Raw genomic sequence first — 15,803 nt, 5'->3', positions numbered from 1 at the left:
ACCCGTTACCATGCTCCCGTGACCAAGCAGACCCAGCACATGGACAAGGTCGCCGCGCGCGTCAAGGACCTCCGCGACCTTCTCGTCCGCGCCAACCGCGCGTACTACGTCGACAGCGCCCCGATCATGTCGGACGCCGAGTTCGACCGCCAGCTCGCCGAGCTCTCAAAGCTCGAGCAGGAGCACCCCGAGCTCGACGACCCCGAGAGCCCCACCCACCGCGTCGGTGGCGAGCCCATCGAGGGCTTCGAGACCTTCGCCCATGCCCTCCCCATGCTCTCGATCGACAACACCTACGAGGAGGCCACGCTTCGCGAGTGGTACGACCGCGTCCTCCGCGCCCTCGACCTGGGTACCCCGCCGCTCCGCGGCGGCTCGTCCCTTTTCGACTCTGCCGAAACGAAGAACCTCCCAACGCTCGCCTGCGACCCCAAGATCGACGGCCTCGCCCTCTCCCTCCGCTACGAGCAAGGCCGCCTCGTCCGCGCCCTCACCCGCGGCGACGGCGTCCGCGGCGACGACGTCACTCACGGCGCCCGCACCATCCGCACCATCCCCCTCCGCCTCGAGGGCGACGCCCCCGACATCCTCGAAGTCCGCGGCGAGGTCTACCTCCCCCTCAAGGAGTTCAACCGCATCAACGCCGAGCGCGAGCAGGAGGGCCTCGAGCTCTACATGAACCCCCGCAACGCCGCCGCCGGCACCATGAAGAACCTCGACGCAAGGCTCATCGCCGCCCGCCGCCTCGCCTTCCTCGCCCACGGCCGCGGCGTGATCAGTGACGAAGACTTCGCCGCCTCCCATACGGACTTCCTGACCAAGATCAAACAAATGGGCGTCGCCGTCAGCGGCACCATCCCCTGCGAGACCATCGACGCGGCCGTGGTCGCCATCAACCGCTTCGACGATCTCCGCCACAACCTCGACTTCGCCACCGACGGCATGGTCGTCCGCCTCGACCGCTACGACCTTCAGCAGCGCCTCGGCACCACCGCCAAGAGCCCCCGCTGGGTGATCGCCTACAAGTACCCCGCCGAGCGAAAGACGACCAAGCTCCTCCGCGTCGAGCACCAGGTCGGCAAGACCGGCAAGATCACGCCCCGCGCCGTCATGGAGCCCGTCGTCCTCGCCGGCACCAAGGTCCAGCACGCCACGCTCCACAACTACGGCCGCATCCGCGACGCAGCCACCGAGACCGAGCGCGACCGCACCGACATACGCATCGGCGACACCGTCTACGTCGAAAAGGCCGGCGAGATCATTCCGCAGGTGGTGGGGGTGGTGCTGAAGGAGCGCCCGCGCAACGCCGAGCCCATCATCGCCCCGGACAAGTGCCCCGAGTGCGCCGGCCCGGTCGAGGTCGAACCACCCGAAGCGGAGCAGACTCCCAGCCTCGAGACCGCCCGCCGCTGCGTCAACCCCGAGTGCCCCGCCCAGGTCTTCGAGCGCCTCGTCTGGTTCGCCGGCCGCAAGCAGATGGACATCGAGGGCCTGGGCGAAAAAACCATCGAGCAGATCCGCACCGAATCACAGATCCCGCTCAACACTTTCGCCGACGTCTTCCGCCTCAGCGAACACCGTGACGAACTCCTCCAGATCGACCGCATGGGCGAGAAGAAGGTCGACAACCTCCTTGCCGGCATCCAATCCGCCAAGTCCCGCGGCCTCTCCCGCGTCCTCGCGGGCATGGGCATCCGCCACGTCGGCGACGTCACCGCCAAAATGCTCGCCCGCCGCTTCAAGGACATTCACGCCCTCCTCGCCGCCGACGAACGCGAGCTCCGCCCCAAGTCCCTCAGCAAGGACGAGGCCCGCGAGCTCGGCTTCCCCGAGGACCCCGCGCAGCGGCCCGAGACCGGCCTGGGCAAGGACACCGCCCCCGTCGTGCACGCCTACCTGCACAGCAAGGCCGCCCGCCGCACCTTCGAAGACCTCGCGAACGCCGGCGTCGACCTCACCTCCAAGGACTACATCGACCCCGCGAAGGCCGCCAAACCCGCCACCGGCCCCTTCGCGGGCAAGACCATCGTCCTCACCGGCGCCCTCGAGAACTTCGAGCGCACCCAGCTCGCCGAAAAGCTCGAATCGCTCGGCGCCAAGGTCAGCGGCTCGGTCTCCAAGAAGACCTCCCTCGTCATCGCTGGCTCCGACGCCGGCTCCAAGCTCGACAAGGCCCGCGAGCTGAACATCGAAGTCTGGGACGAGCAGCGCCTGCTCAATGCCCTCAAGGAGTCGGGCGAATGAACAACGTCGAGCTCAAGGCCGAGCTGCGCGACCTGCCCCTCGCCCGCCTCATCGCCAAGGCCGTGGGCGCCACCTTCATCCTCTCCTTCGACCAGACCGACACCTACTACCGCGTCCCCAGCGGCAAGCTCAAGAAGCGAGAGACCACCGGCGAGCCCGTCGAGTACATTTTCTACGAGCGCCCGCACAAGCCCACCGCCAAGCTCAGCCAGTTCGTCATCTACAGCGAGGAGCAGGCCCTCGAGCGCTTCGGGCGCGAGCCGCTGCCCGTCTGGGTCGTCGTCAAAAAGACCCGCGAGCTCTACATGCACGCCAACGCCCGCATCCACCTCGACACCGTCGAAGGCCTCGGCACGTTTCTCGAGTTCGAGGCCCTCGTCTCCCGCGTCCACGACATCGAAGCCTGCACCCGCCAGGTGCAGACCCTCCGCGAGAAGTTCGCCCCCGTCCTCGGCGAGCTCATCGCCTGCGGCTACTCCGACCTCCTCGCCAGAGACCAGGACAACACGCAAAGCGTTCGCAACGAGCCCCGAACGCAGTGAGGGGTCTCTTGAACGCGAAGAGCGCGAAGGAAGAACGAAGGCGCGAAGAAGAGCGGAAGTGGGAGAGCGCTGATCCTGCCTGAGCCTGATCACCCACTCCTCTTCGCGTCTTCGTCCCCGCTTCGCGACCTTCGCGTTCAACCTCCTCCGCGCTGAACTTACTTCCGATCACTTCAGCACGAACACCCGCACCAGGATGTCCCCGATCCCCACCAGCGCCGCGCCCGCGATGAGGCCCGCACAGATGGGCTCCTGTGCACCGATCCAGATCCGGTGCCCGATCGATAGCGGCTTCGCATTGACCGGTGTGCCCAGCTCGCCCGCGACCCCGCCGTGCTCGGCCCCGGCGCCGACCGCGCCCTTGCCCGCGTACAGCTTGCCCATGCCCCAGAACAGCAGGGCGCCGAAGCACATCGCGATGGTCGATTCCGGCGGCACCACCACGCCCAGCCCGATCGCCAGGGGCGACAGCGGGAACTTGTTGCGGGTCAGGATGCGCGCAACCTCGAACACCAGCCCCGCCGCCGCGGCGATCCCCATCGACCACTGGATCGACGGCTTCAGGCTCCCGAACCCGTTCGAAATCAGCTCGGAGATGCCGAACCACTGGAACGCGGAGGGGAAGCCGAACTGATCGCTCACCATCACCTCGCGCAGGTTCCCCGCCTCGCCCGGGTCGCCCGGCTTGAACTCCGACAGGAACAGCAGGTGGAACAGCGGCACCGCCGCGAGCGCGCCAGCGATGATCCCGATGCAGTGGCCGATCGCCTGCTGGCGCGGCTTGGCCCCCAGCATGTAACCCGGCTTGATGTCCATCAGCAGGTTCGACGCGTTGCCCGCCACCTCCACGCACATCACGGCCGTCATCAGGTTCGTCGCCGGGTGCTTGGGACGCATCACCCCGAAAATGAACTGCGGGATCTTCGACAGCGACCCCGTGGGCGTGATCCCCGTCAGCGCGGTGGAGTTCACCGCGATCAGCGTCAGCACGATGATCAGCGGGATCGCGAGCGCCCCCAGGTACCAGTCCACGCCGAACCAGTCGTGAGCCATCCATACGCCGATCGCGCCGAAGATCGGCACGCCGACGAAGCTGACCCAGGTGGGCAGCTCGATGTGCCCCAGCACATCCGCCGACGCCGCGCGCTTCTTGAAAATGCCCGTGAACGCCGAGATCAGCAGCTTCGGCTTGGCGAACATCGCCACCAGCGACGCCACCACCATGATCGACACACCCCACCACAGCGCCCAGCTGTTCAGGATCCACACGCGGTCAATTGGCTTGAGCTTCGGATTCGCGGCCAGCATCTCGGCGGTGCGGGGAAGAATCTCACCCTCATGGATCATCCACGGCACGATGATCAGGAAGTTGATCGCCATCCCTAGCAGCATGTTCAGCGCTGGCCGCGCCCCCATCAGCCCGCCCGCGCCCACCATCGCCAGGTCCAGCGCCGGGCTCACCCCCAGCTGCCGCAGTTCCACCCCCGCCAGCTTCGGCGTCGGCCACCCCATCTTCGCCGCCAGCGAGTAGTACCACCCGTCCAGCGAGTGGGGGAGGTGCCACGTCGCGTTGAGCTTGTCCTTGTTCGCGGCCAGCGTGTCGGCCCAAGACTGCCCGGTGCGCAGCATCAGGATGAGCCCATGGATCGCCTTGAGGTACGCCTCGCCCGCAATGAACGAGATCAGCCCCGCGAAACCCGCCGCCATCGCCAGCACCTTCGCTTGAAACAGCCCCGACCGGGCATCCGACGTGTACAGCGTGTCGAGCACCACGCCGCACGCACGCCCCTCGGGGAATGGCTGCTGCTCGTCATTGATGAACCGCCGCTTGAGCGGGAACGCAACCAGCACGCCCAGCACGCTCAGCACCACCATGAACCAGAAGATGTGCCATCCGTCAACGATGCGGTTCTCGATCCACATGTAGGCCGCGAACCCCGCGACCAGCGGGCTGGTCATGTACCCCGCGCTGGTCGCGATGCTCTGCATCGCGTTGTTCTCAAGGATGGTGAAGTCCCGTGCCCCCATCCGGCTCAGGATCTTGAACATCGCGAACGCGAGGATGACGCTCGTGAGCCCCACGCCCAGCGTCCACCCCGTCTTTGCGCCCACGTACAGGTTCGTCGCCGAGAGCAGCCCGCCCAGGATGAACCCCGTGAGGGCCGAGCGGAACGTCAGCTGCGGCATGTCCCCGCGGTACACGTTTGCCAGCCACCAGCGGTCCTTCTGCTCGAGTGACCACGTACGAACCTGCTCGTCGGTAAGGTGCTGAAGCGCCATAGGCGGGAACCTTACCACCAACCCCGCTCGCGCGCCTCCCCCATCCCTCTTCCTCCGCCTGTCCCATCCGACCCCTCAGTCTCATCTGTCCCATAGGTCCCATTTCCTCTACCATCCCTCCATGCGCACCGCCCTCCCCCGCACCGCCTTCCTCCTCGCCCTCCTCCTCACAGCCGCGACCTGCCTGGCCCAGGGAGACGCCGGGGCGCTGAACAAGCTCCTGGAGCGCATGACCGCCGCGGCCCAGAAGGCCGACAAGGAAGGCTTCCTCGCCTGCCTTGACCTTTCCGACCCGTTCTTCAAGCAGGAGCAGTCCGCCTGGTGCGACGACCTCGTCAAGAACGGCGTCAAGGACGTGCGCTTCTCCACCAAGGGCGGCCCCACGGTCACCGATGACGCCCTCACCGCCGACCTCGTCATCAACTACACCAGCAACGTCGGCGCGGCCACCAAGGGCACGCAGGCCTCCTGGCCCGCCCGCTTCACCAAGAAGAACGGCAAGCTCCTCTACGCCGGCGAAGACTGGCAGGAGCTCAAGGGTGACAACTTCCGCGTCCTCTACTGGAAGGGCGACGAGCACGCCGCCCGCCTCTCCCTTGAAGCCTTCCCCCCCGCCCGTGAGCACGTGAACCAGGGCTTCAACGTGAACCCCGGCTTCCAGCAGATAAAACTCTTCACGAGCATGGACCACCTCAAGGCCACCGTCTACCTCAACCAGCCCGACCCCATCCTCATGGGCTGGAACGAGCCCGGCGAGTCCATCAAGTTCATGCACAACTACGCCCGCGACGTGAAGGGCTGGACCGCCGCCTACGGCCACGAGTACGGGCACGTCGCCACCTGGGAGTACGGCCCCGGCATGAAGCACGCTCCCTGGTGGGTCAGCGAGGGCGTCGCCGAGCTCGCCGCCGAGGACCTCATCCCCCGCAAGCGCGAAGCCCTCGAGCGTCAGATCCGCCGCATGGCCGCCAACGGCACCCTCGTCAAGTGGGACGAGATCGCCAGCTACGACAATGCCGCGCAGCCCGTGAAGCGCATGGCCTACACCCAGGGCCACCACATGCTCGGCTACATCAGCGAGAAGTGGGGGCGCGAAGGCCGCACCCGCTGGCTCAAGGCCATGGGCGCGGGCAAGTCACTCGACCAGGCCACCATCGACGTCATGGGCCTCTGCTTCGCCGACCTCGACCGCGAGTGGCGCGGCACCCTGCCCCACCCCGACCCCACCGACGACGAGATCGCCGCCGCCGAGGAAGGTATCGACGCCACCCTCGCCGCCATGGAGCAGGCCTGCCTCAAGGGCGACGCCGCGGCCTACATGAAGAACATCTACGAGGGCGACCGCGAGTTCGTCTACGAGCAGAAGTACTTCGCCAACGACGCCTCCAAGAAGCCCGCCCACGAGATCGAGCTCACCTTCAGCGACCTCACCCTCCGTGGCGACGTCGCCGAAGCCAAGCTCACCTGGACCTGGAAGATGGCCGCGGACAAGAACCAGCGCACCGTCTCCTTCGACGCCCGCTTCATCCGCGAGGACCGCGACGGCAAGCCCGTCTGGCTCTACGCCGGTGAGGTCTGGCAGCGCAAGGTCGCCCCCGGCGCCGTCGTCATGTACGACGACGGCCTCGACCAGTCCGGCGAAGAAGCCCTCAAGGGCTTCGCTCTTGTCCGCGAGCACGTCGAGACCGGCTTCAACATGCGCGGCAAGGACCTCCCCAACCGCACCCAGAAGATCAAGCTCTACGCCTCCATGAAGCACCTCCAGCTCTCCATCTGCCTCTCGTACGAGAACGGCCTGGGCGGCTGGAACGAGCCCAACGAGCCCATCAAGCTCCTGGTCCGCCCCGGCAGCCGCTCCGGCGGCCTCCGCAACGTCATCGCCCACGAGTACGGCCACTGCGCCACCTTCGAGCTCGGCCCCAAGGCCAACAACATGCCGTGGTGGATCCTCGAGGGCGTCGCCGACCTCGCCGCCGAGAAGTACTCGGGCAAGGGCGGCCAGTTCATCGAGCGCCAGGCCAAGGCCGGCAAGCTCGCCCCCTGGGATGAGCTCGCCGACTTCGAAACCGTGAAGCCCCAGTACCAGATGTACGTCTACCAGCAGGGCCACCACATGCTCGGCTACATCAGCGACCGCTGGGGCCGCGACAAGCGCGTCGCGTGGCTCACCTCCATGGCCAACGGCAAGACCCTCGACGAAGCCACCCGCGAAGTCCTCGGCCGTCCCTTCGCACAGCTCGACCAGGAGTGGCGCGCCTCCCTCCCCCAGCCCGAGCCGAAGAAGGACGACGCGGACGAGGACAAGGCCGAAGCCGCGGCCCCCGCGAAGAAGGCCGACAAGGAAGCACCCAAGCCCGAGACCGCCGGAGCCGGCGCCCGATGAGGATCGTGGAAGCCGAGTCCGGCCCCGCGCTCGCCGACGCCGCGCTCCTCTTCCGCGAGTACGCCGCCAGCCTCCCCTTCTCCCTCTGCTTCCAGGGCTTCGAGCACGAACTCGCCACCCTCCCCGGCCGCTACGCGAGGCCCGCCGGCCGCCTCTTCATCGCCTACGACGACGCCAACCAGCCCGCCGGCTGCATCGCCCTCCGCGACATCTCGCAACAGGTGAACGCCGCCAACACCTGCGAGATGAAGCGCCTCTATGTCCGCCCGCAGCACCGCCGCGCCGGCCTCGCCCGCAGCCTCTGCGACCTGCTCCTCACCGAAGCCCGCGCCGCCGGCTACACCACCATGAAGCTCGACACCTCCAGCGACATGCACCCCGCCATCACCCTCTACCGCTCCCTGGGCTTCACGGAGTGCGAGCGCTACAACGACGACCCCATGGACGACACCCTCTGGTTCGAGTTGAAGCTCTTGTCTTGAGAGGTGGATCGTGGGGATCAACTGGATTGACCCGTTCCAGTACCGTGCTCTTGCTCGCGCATTCAACACGGGCCTTGAAGAGGTCGGTTACTCGATTCCGCCTGGTTGTCGGCTGCTTCAGGTTGTCAAGGTGGCATCGCGATAGCCTGACATCCTTCGCAATGCCAAGGCCGACCATGAACCCGATGTACTGACGGGCCACGCGTGCATCAATGACATCCGTCAGCTCGCCCCCATCATTCCACTGCTACGGTCAAATCCTCGGGGGTGGTGGCCCACCTTCAAGAGGATGTACTCGGGAGCACTTGAACTCATCGATGAAACACCGGCAACGAGCGATGCTCGGAACGCGCAGTTCGAGTTGGTCACCGCGGCATCTCTCCATCATGCGGGTATTGACGTCCGCCCCGCTGAGCCGGACTTGAAGTGTCGCTTCGGTGGAATGACATTCGTGGTTGCCTGCAAACGTGTGCAGGTGCCGCAGAAGCTCGATCGCGCCTACAGCGACGCGTCTCACCAGATCGAGAAGTCCAAGTTCTTCGGGTTCGTCTCGATCGACATGACCTGTGTGTTCTTCGCGACTCTTTACGGAGGAGAGGCGGTCAAGAAGTCGAACGCCGCGAAACACTGCGTCTTCGAAATACGGGGCGATCCCACCGCGAGGGTGCTCCTGGAGGCGCTGCCCGCGGTTGACGACGACGTGCGAGCTTCGCTCTGGAGAATGAGCGACCGCGTGCTCGGAGCTTTGAATTTCCTGTTTGCCCAGACGAGGAGTTCGGCCCCGATCCACTTTGGTACGTGGCGATCTTCGCGGCTTGTGCCCCGCATGCCCCAGTCCGACCCCAAGATGAGGATCATCCGCTTGCTCTCGAGCGCCCTCAGCGAAGGCATCGCCTCTGAAGAGCGACTCATGTCCGGGCAGCCTTAGCCCGGGTCGCCCAAAGCGGAAAAAAGCGGAGAGGGGGGGATTCGAACCCCCGATACGGATTTTGGTCCGTATAACGGTTTAGCAAACCGTCGCCTTCAGCCTCTCGGCCACCTCTCCGGCGATCAGTCGTTGGGCGGAAATATAGCCCCGTACCCACCCCCCGGGCGTCCCCAACAGAAAACCGGGGCCGCAAAGCCCCGGTTCTCTGGTGCGTGTCTGCGAGTGTGTGAATCTCGCTGGAAGGTTCAGTCTCTCGGTCTCTTCCCGGCCTTACTCGGCCTCGTGCTCCTCGCCGCCCCCGCCGGTCTGGGTGTCGATCAGCTTGCGGAGAAACTCGTTCTCCCGCCGCGTCGCTTCCAGATCGAACACCAGGTACTTGATGCTCAGTCGCAGGTAATCCAGCGACTCCTGCAGGTCGGCCACCGTCTTCTTCATCTGATCATGGCGGGTGCGGGTTTCCGCGGCTAGCTGCTCGATCGGGCCCCGCTCAGACTCGGGCAGGTTGCTGATCTGGCTGATGAGGTCGCCAAGCTTCTGCTGGAAGTCCTGCTCGTTCATCCCTCTCTCCTTTTCAAGTCTTGTGTTGTGGTCGGCTGACGTGGATGAACATGCCCGCACTTGAGCGGGAAGCCAGCCCTTGAAGAACTTGAAGCCGGGGAACAGCAGCCGCCGCCCGTCACAGACGGAACCGCCGGATTCGCCGGGACAGACCCGCCCGGGTTTGAATGGGGAATGGAAGCGCCCCGCGCCTACCGCATCTCCACCCGCCGCACCGCCGCCTTCCCCGCGGGGTTCGTCGTCGCCAGCACCGCATCGATCGTCGCGGGCTCCTGCTTCCGCACATCCCGCAGCAGCTTCCTGAGGTGGTTGTCCAGTTCAATCTTGAACTTGACGAACCACTGCTCCAGCTCGTGCCGGTTGAACCGCGACAGCGGATCCTTCAGCCCCGTCTGAATCGCCGCCCAGTCCAGCAGCGCCCCCCCAGACTCCGTAAACCGGTACAGGTCCAGCGTCGCCGTCAGCCGCGACCGCAGACTGGAGAACGGGTCCGTCGCCCGGTCCGGCAGGCGCGTCATCAGCTCCTCGACATTCGCGTTCAGGGCCGCCTGCGCGATCGGGTCCGGCTCTTCCTCCGGTGATTCCAGCAGCCGGGGCATGTCCGAGGCCGGCCGCAGATCCGCAAACGCCGTCGAGATCGACTTCGTACCCGCCCGGTCGAACCGGATGCTCAGCCGCTGGGCAGGCTTGCCCTCATGCAGGTAGCTCTCCGCCGACAGCACCGCCCCGGCGCCCCACTCGGGCCTGCCGGCATGCACGACACGATCGCCTTTGGAGAAGGACATGGGAGGGGTCTGGCCCGGTCTAAGATGCCCGCACAGAGCAGAGAACGTCAGGATTGTCCCGCGGGTCTGATGAGAATAGCATCACGGCCGCACAAGTGCCGGGCTCGTCGCCCCTTTCCAGGGGGGGCGGGCCGGTGAGGAGTTTGGCCCAGATCATGATTGAGGCACTCAAGAGCGACGAGATCGTCAACAAGGTCGGGGGCCGCTTCAAGCTCTGCTCGCTGATCCAGCGCCGCCTGGTCCAGCTCATGGAGGGCGCCCGCCCGCTCGTCCCCCGCGACGGCCGCAGCGACCTGGAGCTCGCCATCGAGGAGATCCTGCAGGACAAGATCACCCTCGACTTCGACGCCGCCCAGCTGGACCACACCAGCAACACCTGATCGGCGTGCCACCGAGATGTCCTCATCTCGGTGCTCAGCAAACAGTGACCCATGACCGACGCCGCACCCACCCCCGGAGCACCGCAGCCCGGGGCCTTTGACATGCGCCTGCTCGAGCCCGCCCGCGGCAAGCGCATCCTCGTCTGCCTCACCGGCGGCATCGCCGCCTACAAGACCTGCACCATCGTCAGCCGCCTCGCCCAGGCCGGCGCCAACGTGCACGTCGCCATGACAGAGAGCGCCACCCGCTTCGTCACCCCCCTCACCTTCCAGGCCCTCTCCGCCAACCCCGTCTACACCAGCGCCTGGGACCACATCGAGAGCAAGGACCCCCAGCACGTCTCCCTCGCCCGCGACGCCGACCTCGTCCTCGTCGCCCCCTGCACCATGGACTGCATGGCCCGCCTCGCCCACGGCCTCACCGACGACGTCGTCACCCTCATCATCTCCGCAGTCGACCGCGCCAAGACCCCTGTCCTCCTCGCCCCCGCCATGAACGCCGCCATGTGGGGCCAGCCCTCCACCCAGCGCAACCTCGCCACCCTCCTCGCCGACGGCTTCAAGACCATCGGCCCCGGCACCGGCTGGCAGGCCTGCCGCACCGTCGGCGAAGGCCGCATGACCGAGCCCGAAGAGATCCTCCGCGTCGTCGCGCAGACGCTCCGCGCCTGATCCCGACTACGCGCCTGATCGCCCAAACCAAACAAGAGGCTCCCAAAAATGAGAGCCGGGCCATCCGCCGTGAAGCGGACGACCCGGGCTCAGGGGGATTGGTTGTGTTCAGTAGAGGTGTTGTGGTTCAGCAGGTCCCGCCGCCAAGCACGCGGAAGAACGCCTCGATGTCCTGGTCGGTCCCGGTGTCACCGTCGCCGTTGAAGTCGGCGCCCGCCGGCCAGCACGCCTGGCAGCACGTTCCGCCCAGGCACGCGAAGAACGCCTCGATGTCCTGGTCCGTCCCGCTGTCGCCGTCGCCGTTGAAGTCCTGCGGCCCGCAGCACGCCGTCGGCGTCCCCGTGATGTTCAGCTGGAACGCGCCGCTGTTCGGAGCCGACGCCCCGCTGCTCGACACGCGGATGATCACATCCCCGCCCACCACGAGGTCCGCGATCCGGGCCTGGTTGCTGGTGCAGCCCGAAACGCCCGAGCCCACGTTGTCGTGGCACGCCAGCAGGATGCCGGAGCACCCGCTGAACACGTGCAGCATGGGGTTGGTCATGGTCGAGCCGCACGTATCGATCGTGTACGTCCCGCCGCACCCCGCGCTCAACCGGAAGTACACGTCGCGCGTCGAGGTGCTCGCGCTGCCCCCGCCGCACACGTCCACGCCGATCTGCATGTCCTCCGTCGCCTCGCCCAGGTTGAAGTACGCGCTCGGCGTGCTGTGCGTCCCCATCGCGATCGGCAGCGCACCCTCGCACTGATCATTCGGCGGCGCCACCGGCGCCGCGCCGATCGTGAGCGCCCCGCTCGTGCCCGAGTTCGTGAAGGGCGTTCCCAGCGCGCCCACCCGCACCAGCACCGCTTGCCCCGCCGTCACGCTGTGATCCACCACGCTGCGATTTGAGTTGCAGCTCACGCCCACCAGCCCCCGCTGCCCAACGTCGTTGTTGCACGCCAGCAGGCTGCCGTTGCAGTCCGAGTACACCTGCACCGTCGTGTCGAACGTCGAGCCGCACGTCTGGAACCGCGCCGGCCCCGTGAACGTCGGCGTGTACCGGAACCACACGTCCGCGGCCTCCTGGTTGCTGCACGCCGCGAACCCGTCATCCACGTACGCCCCGCACACGTTGAAGTTGGCCGTGCCCTCCCCGATGTCCTGCGCCGTCTGGCAGGTGTCGTTCGCGGGCGTCGGCATCGCCGCGTCCGGAGCCACCGTCGCCGCCACGGTGGTCGCTGTCTGCCCGTTGCAGCCCGTGATCACGCACGTGTACGCGCCCGCATCCGCCGGCATCGGCTTATTGATCCTCATCTGGAACGTCGTCGCCCCGGTCACGCTGGAGCCCGACGCCGTCGTCCCGTCATTGATCGCCACGCCGTCCTTGAACCACTGGTACGTGAAGGGCGCCGTGCCCGACGCGAACGCCGACAGGCTCACGAAGTTCAGCGTGCTCCCCACCGAGCACCGTGAGAAGCTCGCGTTCGAGGGCTGCTGCGTGATCGTCGGCGCCACGCACGCCGTCCCGCCGGTCATCTGCACCAGCCACGGCGTCGCCCCCGGGATCCGCAGCGTCCCGCCCTGCAACCCCGCCACCGCGTTCCCGTCCTGCGAGATCGCCGTCGGGTAGCCCAGCCGCGGCAGGCCGCGTGCCGGGTCGCCGTTGTCACCGATCGGCCCATAGTTCTCCGTGATCCCCGGGGTGCTCGCCGCAACGAGGTAGTCGTACCAGTCCTGGATTGGCCCGTCGAACACCTTGATGAACCCGCCCGACATAAAGCTGCCGCACGTGCTGTACACCGCCGTCCCGACAATGGTCTGGCCGTCCTCGCTCATGCCCGTGGGCGTCAGGTTCGGGGGAATCGCGCACGAGGTGACGCTCCCGGGCAACCAGCTCGCCGGCGTCGTCAGGTTCGACCCCAGGTTCTCAGGGCTGCTCCAGCTCGAGGTCGCGCTGTTCCACGTCCATCGGCCCAGGTACATCCCCGACGCGTCCGCCGCTCTGGCGACGATGATCGTGCCCGCGCTGTTCATCAGCACCGTTCCGGCAGTCGTGCTGTACGTGATCGGGAACCCGCCCGCGTCAACCCCGTTGGGCAGGTACGACATCGTGTACGCGCTGCCATCCCACCGCCACACCACCAGCCGCCCGCCATCCGGATCGACCGCGCCCGCCGCCGACACATTGTGCTCCTGCGCACCCACGATCACGGTTCCATCCGAGCTCACCGCGTACGCCGTGCCCGTGCGCCGCCGCCATGTGTTGCTCGAGGTCCGCATCGGTGTCGGCAGCACCGTGAACGACCCCGCCCCGCCCGCGCCCTGCGCGTCCCACACAAACGGCCGCCAGTTGAAGGTCGACGCCGAGATCGTGTTCCCGCTGGAGTTGCTGTAGCTCGAGATGTACGCCTGCCCGACCACGAACCGTCCCGTGCTCGAGATGAAGTGCGGCGTCATGAACGAACCCGTGCTGCTGCCGCTCGATCCCGAGCCGTACACCATCAACTCGGGGACAATCGGAAGCCCGCCCAGCCGCTGCAGAGACCCCCCACCGAAGCTCCACCGCCCCGCACCAAACTCCGTGCTCGCCGGGTCCGTCGTGGACGCAACCAGTGTCGGGGTGGTGCTGAACGTGGGCGTCACACCCGTCGCCGTATTGCCGAACACGCGAGCGGTGTTGTTCAGCACCACCGCCGTGCTGAACGCGCCATCCGCAGAGATGAACCCGCCGCCACTCGTCCCCGTCGCCGAAGCGCCGCTCAGCGATCCGCCGCTCAGCGTCCACCTCGACGCCCCGCCCCCGCCCAGGCCCGAGCCGCCCACGTACAGCGTGCTCCCGTTCTGGCCCAGCGAGTTGGGCGTGCCGCTGCCCAGCGAGGTGATCACCGGCTGTGCCAGCGCCTGACCCGCCACCATCGCGACAACCGCTCCGACCGTGATGAAACGCTTCATAACGCTGCTCCGTGGAAGGACCGGGGAACCAATGGAAAACGCCGCGAGGTGGACAATACAGCCGGGTCGCCGTGTCTTCAAGATTGTTTGTAGTGAAAATCTCGGAAATATCATCGTCCGTTGTCACCCTGCGGTTTAGAACCGCCGAAACCGTGGTATGATGCTCCCAGTCGGGGTGGCACCGGAACGAGTGGGTGGTCAATGAGTGTTGTTTCCCTAGCAAAACCCGTTCAGTTGGTCGAAGACACCCGCAACGCCCTCCAGGGCGTCCGCCGCTCCCTCATCGAGCTCTACGCCTCCATGGGCGCCGACCCCGGCTCCCCCCAGGACATCTCCCGCAAGTACGGCGTCAACCGCAACCTGACCTGGAAGCTCTCAAAGGTCATCAACGCCCCCTCCCCCTTCGCCAGCCTCAACCACCTCCCGGGCCAGCAGGGCCTGGAGCTCGCAGTGGGGGCCTTCGAGAACGCCGGCGCCCCCAAGCCCGCCGTCGAGCAGGTCCGCGCCGCCATGAAGCACTTCCTCGCCGTCGTTGAATCCCACGCCGGCGACCGTGAGCACCTCGAGCTCACCCTCGAGAGCATGGGCGTCTTCGAGCGCGAGTCCACCGGCGACACGGGGCGCGAGCTCGCCTTCCGCGGCAACAGCGCCGTCTGGGGCGTGCAGGCCCGCACCCGCGTCACCGCCGCGTTCCTCGCGCCGTCTTCACTCGGCGCCGACACGCACAGCGTCGCCTTCGTCTCCGGTCTCGTCGGCTTCCGCCGCCTCCGTCCCAACGTCGAGTGGCGCCTCTTCCGCTCGCAGGCCCACGACGACAGGGGCGGCGAGCTTTCCGGTGGCCGCGAAGAGCTCGAGCCCAAGCGCCCCGGCGACCAGCCCCTCCTCATCAAGGAGTTCAGCTCCGCCAACATGCCGCCGCTGAGCTATATGGACACCCCCGCCGGGCGCGAGTTCTACCTGCCCTCCGGCGAGGTCGGCAACCGCGCCGTCTTCGACTGTTTCTACGGCTACGTGATGCACGGCCTGCCCGCGTACCGCACCCCCGACGACAGCGTCGGCTCCTTCGCCGTGCCCATCACGCTCCCAGCCGAGAACCTGATCTTCGACATCATCTACCACCGCGAAATCCCCATCGGCGAAACCGTCGAGGCGCTCCTCTACGGCTTCCCCCACGGCGGCCCCGACGATGTCACCGAGCAGACCATCCGCAACCAGCTCCCGCTCAGCGAAAAGCCCTCCGAGCTGGCCGGCTCGCCGCCCGCGGTCGCCACGCCCCTCGCCCCGGTGTTGCACCGGATCGCCGAGCGGGTCTATGCCCGGATGCGGTGGAACCCCGCCGACTTCCGCGGCATCCGCCTGCACGTCCCACACCCGCCCATGTCCTCGCGGGTCGTGCTCCGCTGGAAGCTCAGCGAGCGCCCGCAGGCCTGAACCCGTGTGAACACACGTGGTCGCACGCCCCAAGGGTTGACCCACGCCCTCCGCGGTCCAACGATCACTTTCCGCTCGGAGAGGTGGCAGAGCGGTTGAATGCGCTGGTCTCGAAAACCAGTATGGGGCTCGTCCTCATCGGGAGTTCGAATCTCCCCCTCTCCGCTTTCCCCTTCCTACGCG

12 protein-coding genes and 2 tRNA genes are annotated in these 15,803 nt (G+C 67.0%); 9 read left to right on the top strand and 5 right to left on the bottom strand.

All coding sequences use genetic code 11. From position 1 onward, the window contains the following. Positions 1 to 18 precede the first annotated feature (18 nt). Positions 19 to 2,244, top strand: coding sequence for an NAD-dependent DNA ligase LigA (gene ligA, locus VD997_03885; protein HYE61113.1), 2,226 nt, complete (start codon positions 19 to 21; stop codon positions 2,242 to 2,244). After that, positions 2,241 to 2,786: a class IV adenylate cyclase gene (locus VD997_03880; GenBank protein HYE61112.1), complete on the top strand. Its 546-nt coding sequence runs from the start codon at positions 2,241 to 2,243 to the stop codon at positions 2,784 to 2,786. Before ligA ends, VD997_03880 begins: the two co-directional genes overlap by 4 nt. 168 nt (positions 2,787 to 2,954) lie before the next feature. Here VD997_03880 and VD997_03875 read toward each other — a convergent pair whose 3' ends face one another. Continuing rightward, the gene (locus tag VD997_03875) at positions 2,955 to 5,066 is read right to left on the bottom strand and encodes an OPT/YSL family transporter (GenBank protein ID HYE61111.1); all 2,112 of its coding nucleotides are present in this window, start codon (positions 5,064 to 5,066) and stop codon (positions 2,955 to 2,957) included. A 121-nt stretch (positions 5,067 to 5,187) separates the two neighbouring features. Between VD997_03875 and VD997_03870 the strand changes: the two genes are divergently transcribed. From VD997_03870 to VD997_03860, 3 genes are all read left to right on the top strand, one after another. Further along, positions 5,188 to 7,449: a hypothetical protein gene (locus VD997_03870; GenBank protein HYE61110.1), complete on the top strand. Its 2,262-nt coding sequence runs from the start codon at positions 5,188 to 5,190 to the stop codon at positions 7,447 to 7,449. Continuing rightward, positions 7,446 to 7,931, top strand: a complete 486-nt coding sequence (locus tag VD997_03865; protein HYE61109.1) for a GNAT family N-acetyltransferase — start codon at positions 7,446 to 7,448, stop codon at positions 7,929 to 7,931. The genes VD997_03870 and VD997_03865 overlap by 4 nt, the downstream gene beginning before the upstream one ends. 289 nt (positions 7,932 to 8,220) lie before the next feature. Then, a complete protein-coding gene (locus VD997_03860) occupies positions 8,221 to 8,859 on the top strand; it encodes a hypothetical protein (GenBank protein HYE61108.1) in 639 nt (212 codons plus the stop codon). Positions 8,860 to 8,885: 26 nt separating this feature from the next. Here the strand turns inward: VD997_03860 and VD997_03855 are convergent. The 3 genes from VD997_03855 to VD997_03845 form a co-directional block, all read right to left on the bottom strand. Continuing rightward, a tRNA-Ser gene (locus VD997_03855) sits at positions 8,886 to 8,976 on the bottom strand. Positions 8,977 to 9,129: 153 nt separating this feature from the next. After that, a complete protein-coding gene (locus tag VD997_03850) occupies positions 9,130 to 9,417 on the bottom strand; it encodes a hypothetical protein (protein HYE61107.1) in 288 nt (95 codons plus the stop codon). Between the two features lie 191 nt (positions 9,418 to 9,608). Then, positions 9,609 to 10,202: a DUF3553 domain-containing protein gene (locus tag VD997_03845; GenBank protein HYE61106.1), complete on the bottom strand. Its 594-nt coding sequence runs from the start codon at positions 10,200 to 10,202 to the stop codon at positions 9,609 to 9,611. 155 nt (positions 10,203 to 10,357) lie between these two features. Here VD997_03845 and VD997_03840 point away from each other — a divergent pair, with 155 nt between their 5' ends. Continuing rightward, a complete protein-coding gene (locus VD997_03840) occupies positions 10,358 to 10,582 on the top strand; it encodes a DNA-directed RNA polymerase subunit omega (protein ID HYE61105.1) in 225 nt (74 codons plus the stop codon). 51 nt (positions 10,583 to 10,633) lie between these two features. Then, positions 10,634 to 11,254 (top strand): flavoprotein, encoded by a 621-nt coding sequence (locus VD997_03835; protein ID HYE61104.1) that lies wholly within the window; start codon positions 10,634 to 10,636, stop codon positions 11,252 to 11,254. 127 nt (positions 11,255 to 11,381) lie between these two features. Here VD997_03835 and VD997_03830 read toward each other — a convergent pair whose 3' ends face one another. Beyond that, positions 11,382 to 14,189: an immunoglobulin domain-containing protein gene (locus VD997_03830; protein ID HYE61103.1), complete on the bottom strand. Its 2,808-nt coding sequence runs from the start codon at positions 14,187 to 14,189 to the stop codon at positions 11,382 to 11,384. Between the two features lie 234 nt (positions 14,190 to 14,423). Here VD997_03830 and VD997_03825 point away from each other — a divergent pair, with 234 nt between their 5' ends. Both VD997_03825 and VD997_03820 read left to right on the top strand, forming a co-directional pair. Then, positions 14,424 to 15,620: a hypothetical protein gene (locus tag VD997_03825; GenBank protein HYE61102.1), complete on the top strand. Its 1,197-nt coding sequence runs from the start codon at positions 14,424 to 14,426 to the stop codon at positions 15,618 to 15,620. 77 nt (positions 15,621 to 15,697) lie between these two features. Then, positions 15,698 to 15,785: transfer RNA gene (locus tag VD997_03820), tRNA-Ser, on the top strand. Positions 15,786 to 15,803 lie beyond the last annotated feature (18 nt).

Source organism: Phycisphaerales bacterium, assembly GCA_035627955.1.
Classification (GTDB): Bacteria; Planctomycetota; Phycisphaerae; order Phycisphaerales; family UBA1924; genus JAEYTB01.
This window is presented reverse-complemented; position numbering and strand designations above follow the sequence as displayed.

What these genes read in the sequence shown, in the direction of transcription:
- VD997_03840 (HYE61105.1), top strand. Translation starts at nt 10,358, where the DNA reads ATGATTGAGGCACTCAAGAGCGACGAGATCGTCAACAAGGTCGGGGGC.
- VD997_03880 (HYE61112.1), top strand. Translation starts at nt 2,241, where the DNA reads ATGAACAACGTCGAGCTCAAGGCCGAGCTGCGCGACCTGCCCCTCGCC.
- VD997_03845 (HYE61106.1), bottom strand. Translation starts at nt 10,202, where the DNA reads ATGTCCTTCTCCAAAGGCGATCGTGTCGTGCATGCCGGCAGGCCCGAG.
- VD997_03835 (HYE61104.1), top strand. Translation starts at nt 10,634, where the DNA reads ATGACCGACGCCGCACCCACCCCCGGAGCACCGCAGCCCGGGGCCTTT.
- VD997_03850 (HYE61107.1), bottom strand. Translation starts at nt 9,417, where the DNA reads ATGAACGAGCAGGACTTCCAGCAGAAGCTTGGCGACCTCATCAGCCAG.
- VD997_03870 (HYE61110.1), top strand. Translation starts at nt 5,188, where the DNA reads ATGCGCACCGCCCTCCCCCGCACCGCCTTCCTCCTCGCCCTCCTCCTC.
- VD997_03830 (HYE61103.1), bottom strand. Translation starts at nt 14,189, where the DNA reads ATGAAGCGTTTCATCACGGTCGGAGCGGTTGTCGCGATGGTGGCGGGT.
- VD997_03875 (HYE61111.1), bottom strand. Translation starts at nt 5,066, where the DNA reads ATGGCGCTTCAGCACCTTACCGACGAGCAGGTTCGTACGTGGTCACTC.
- VD997_03860 (HYE61108.1), top strand. Translation starts at nt 8,221, where the DNA reads ATGTACTCGGGAGCACTTGAACTCATCGATGAAACACCGGCAACGAGC.
- VD997_03865 (HYE61109.1), top strand. Translation starts at nt 7,446, where the DNA reads ATGAGGATCGTGGAAGCCGAGTCCGGCCCCGCGCTCGCCGACGCCGCG.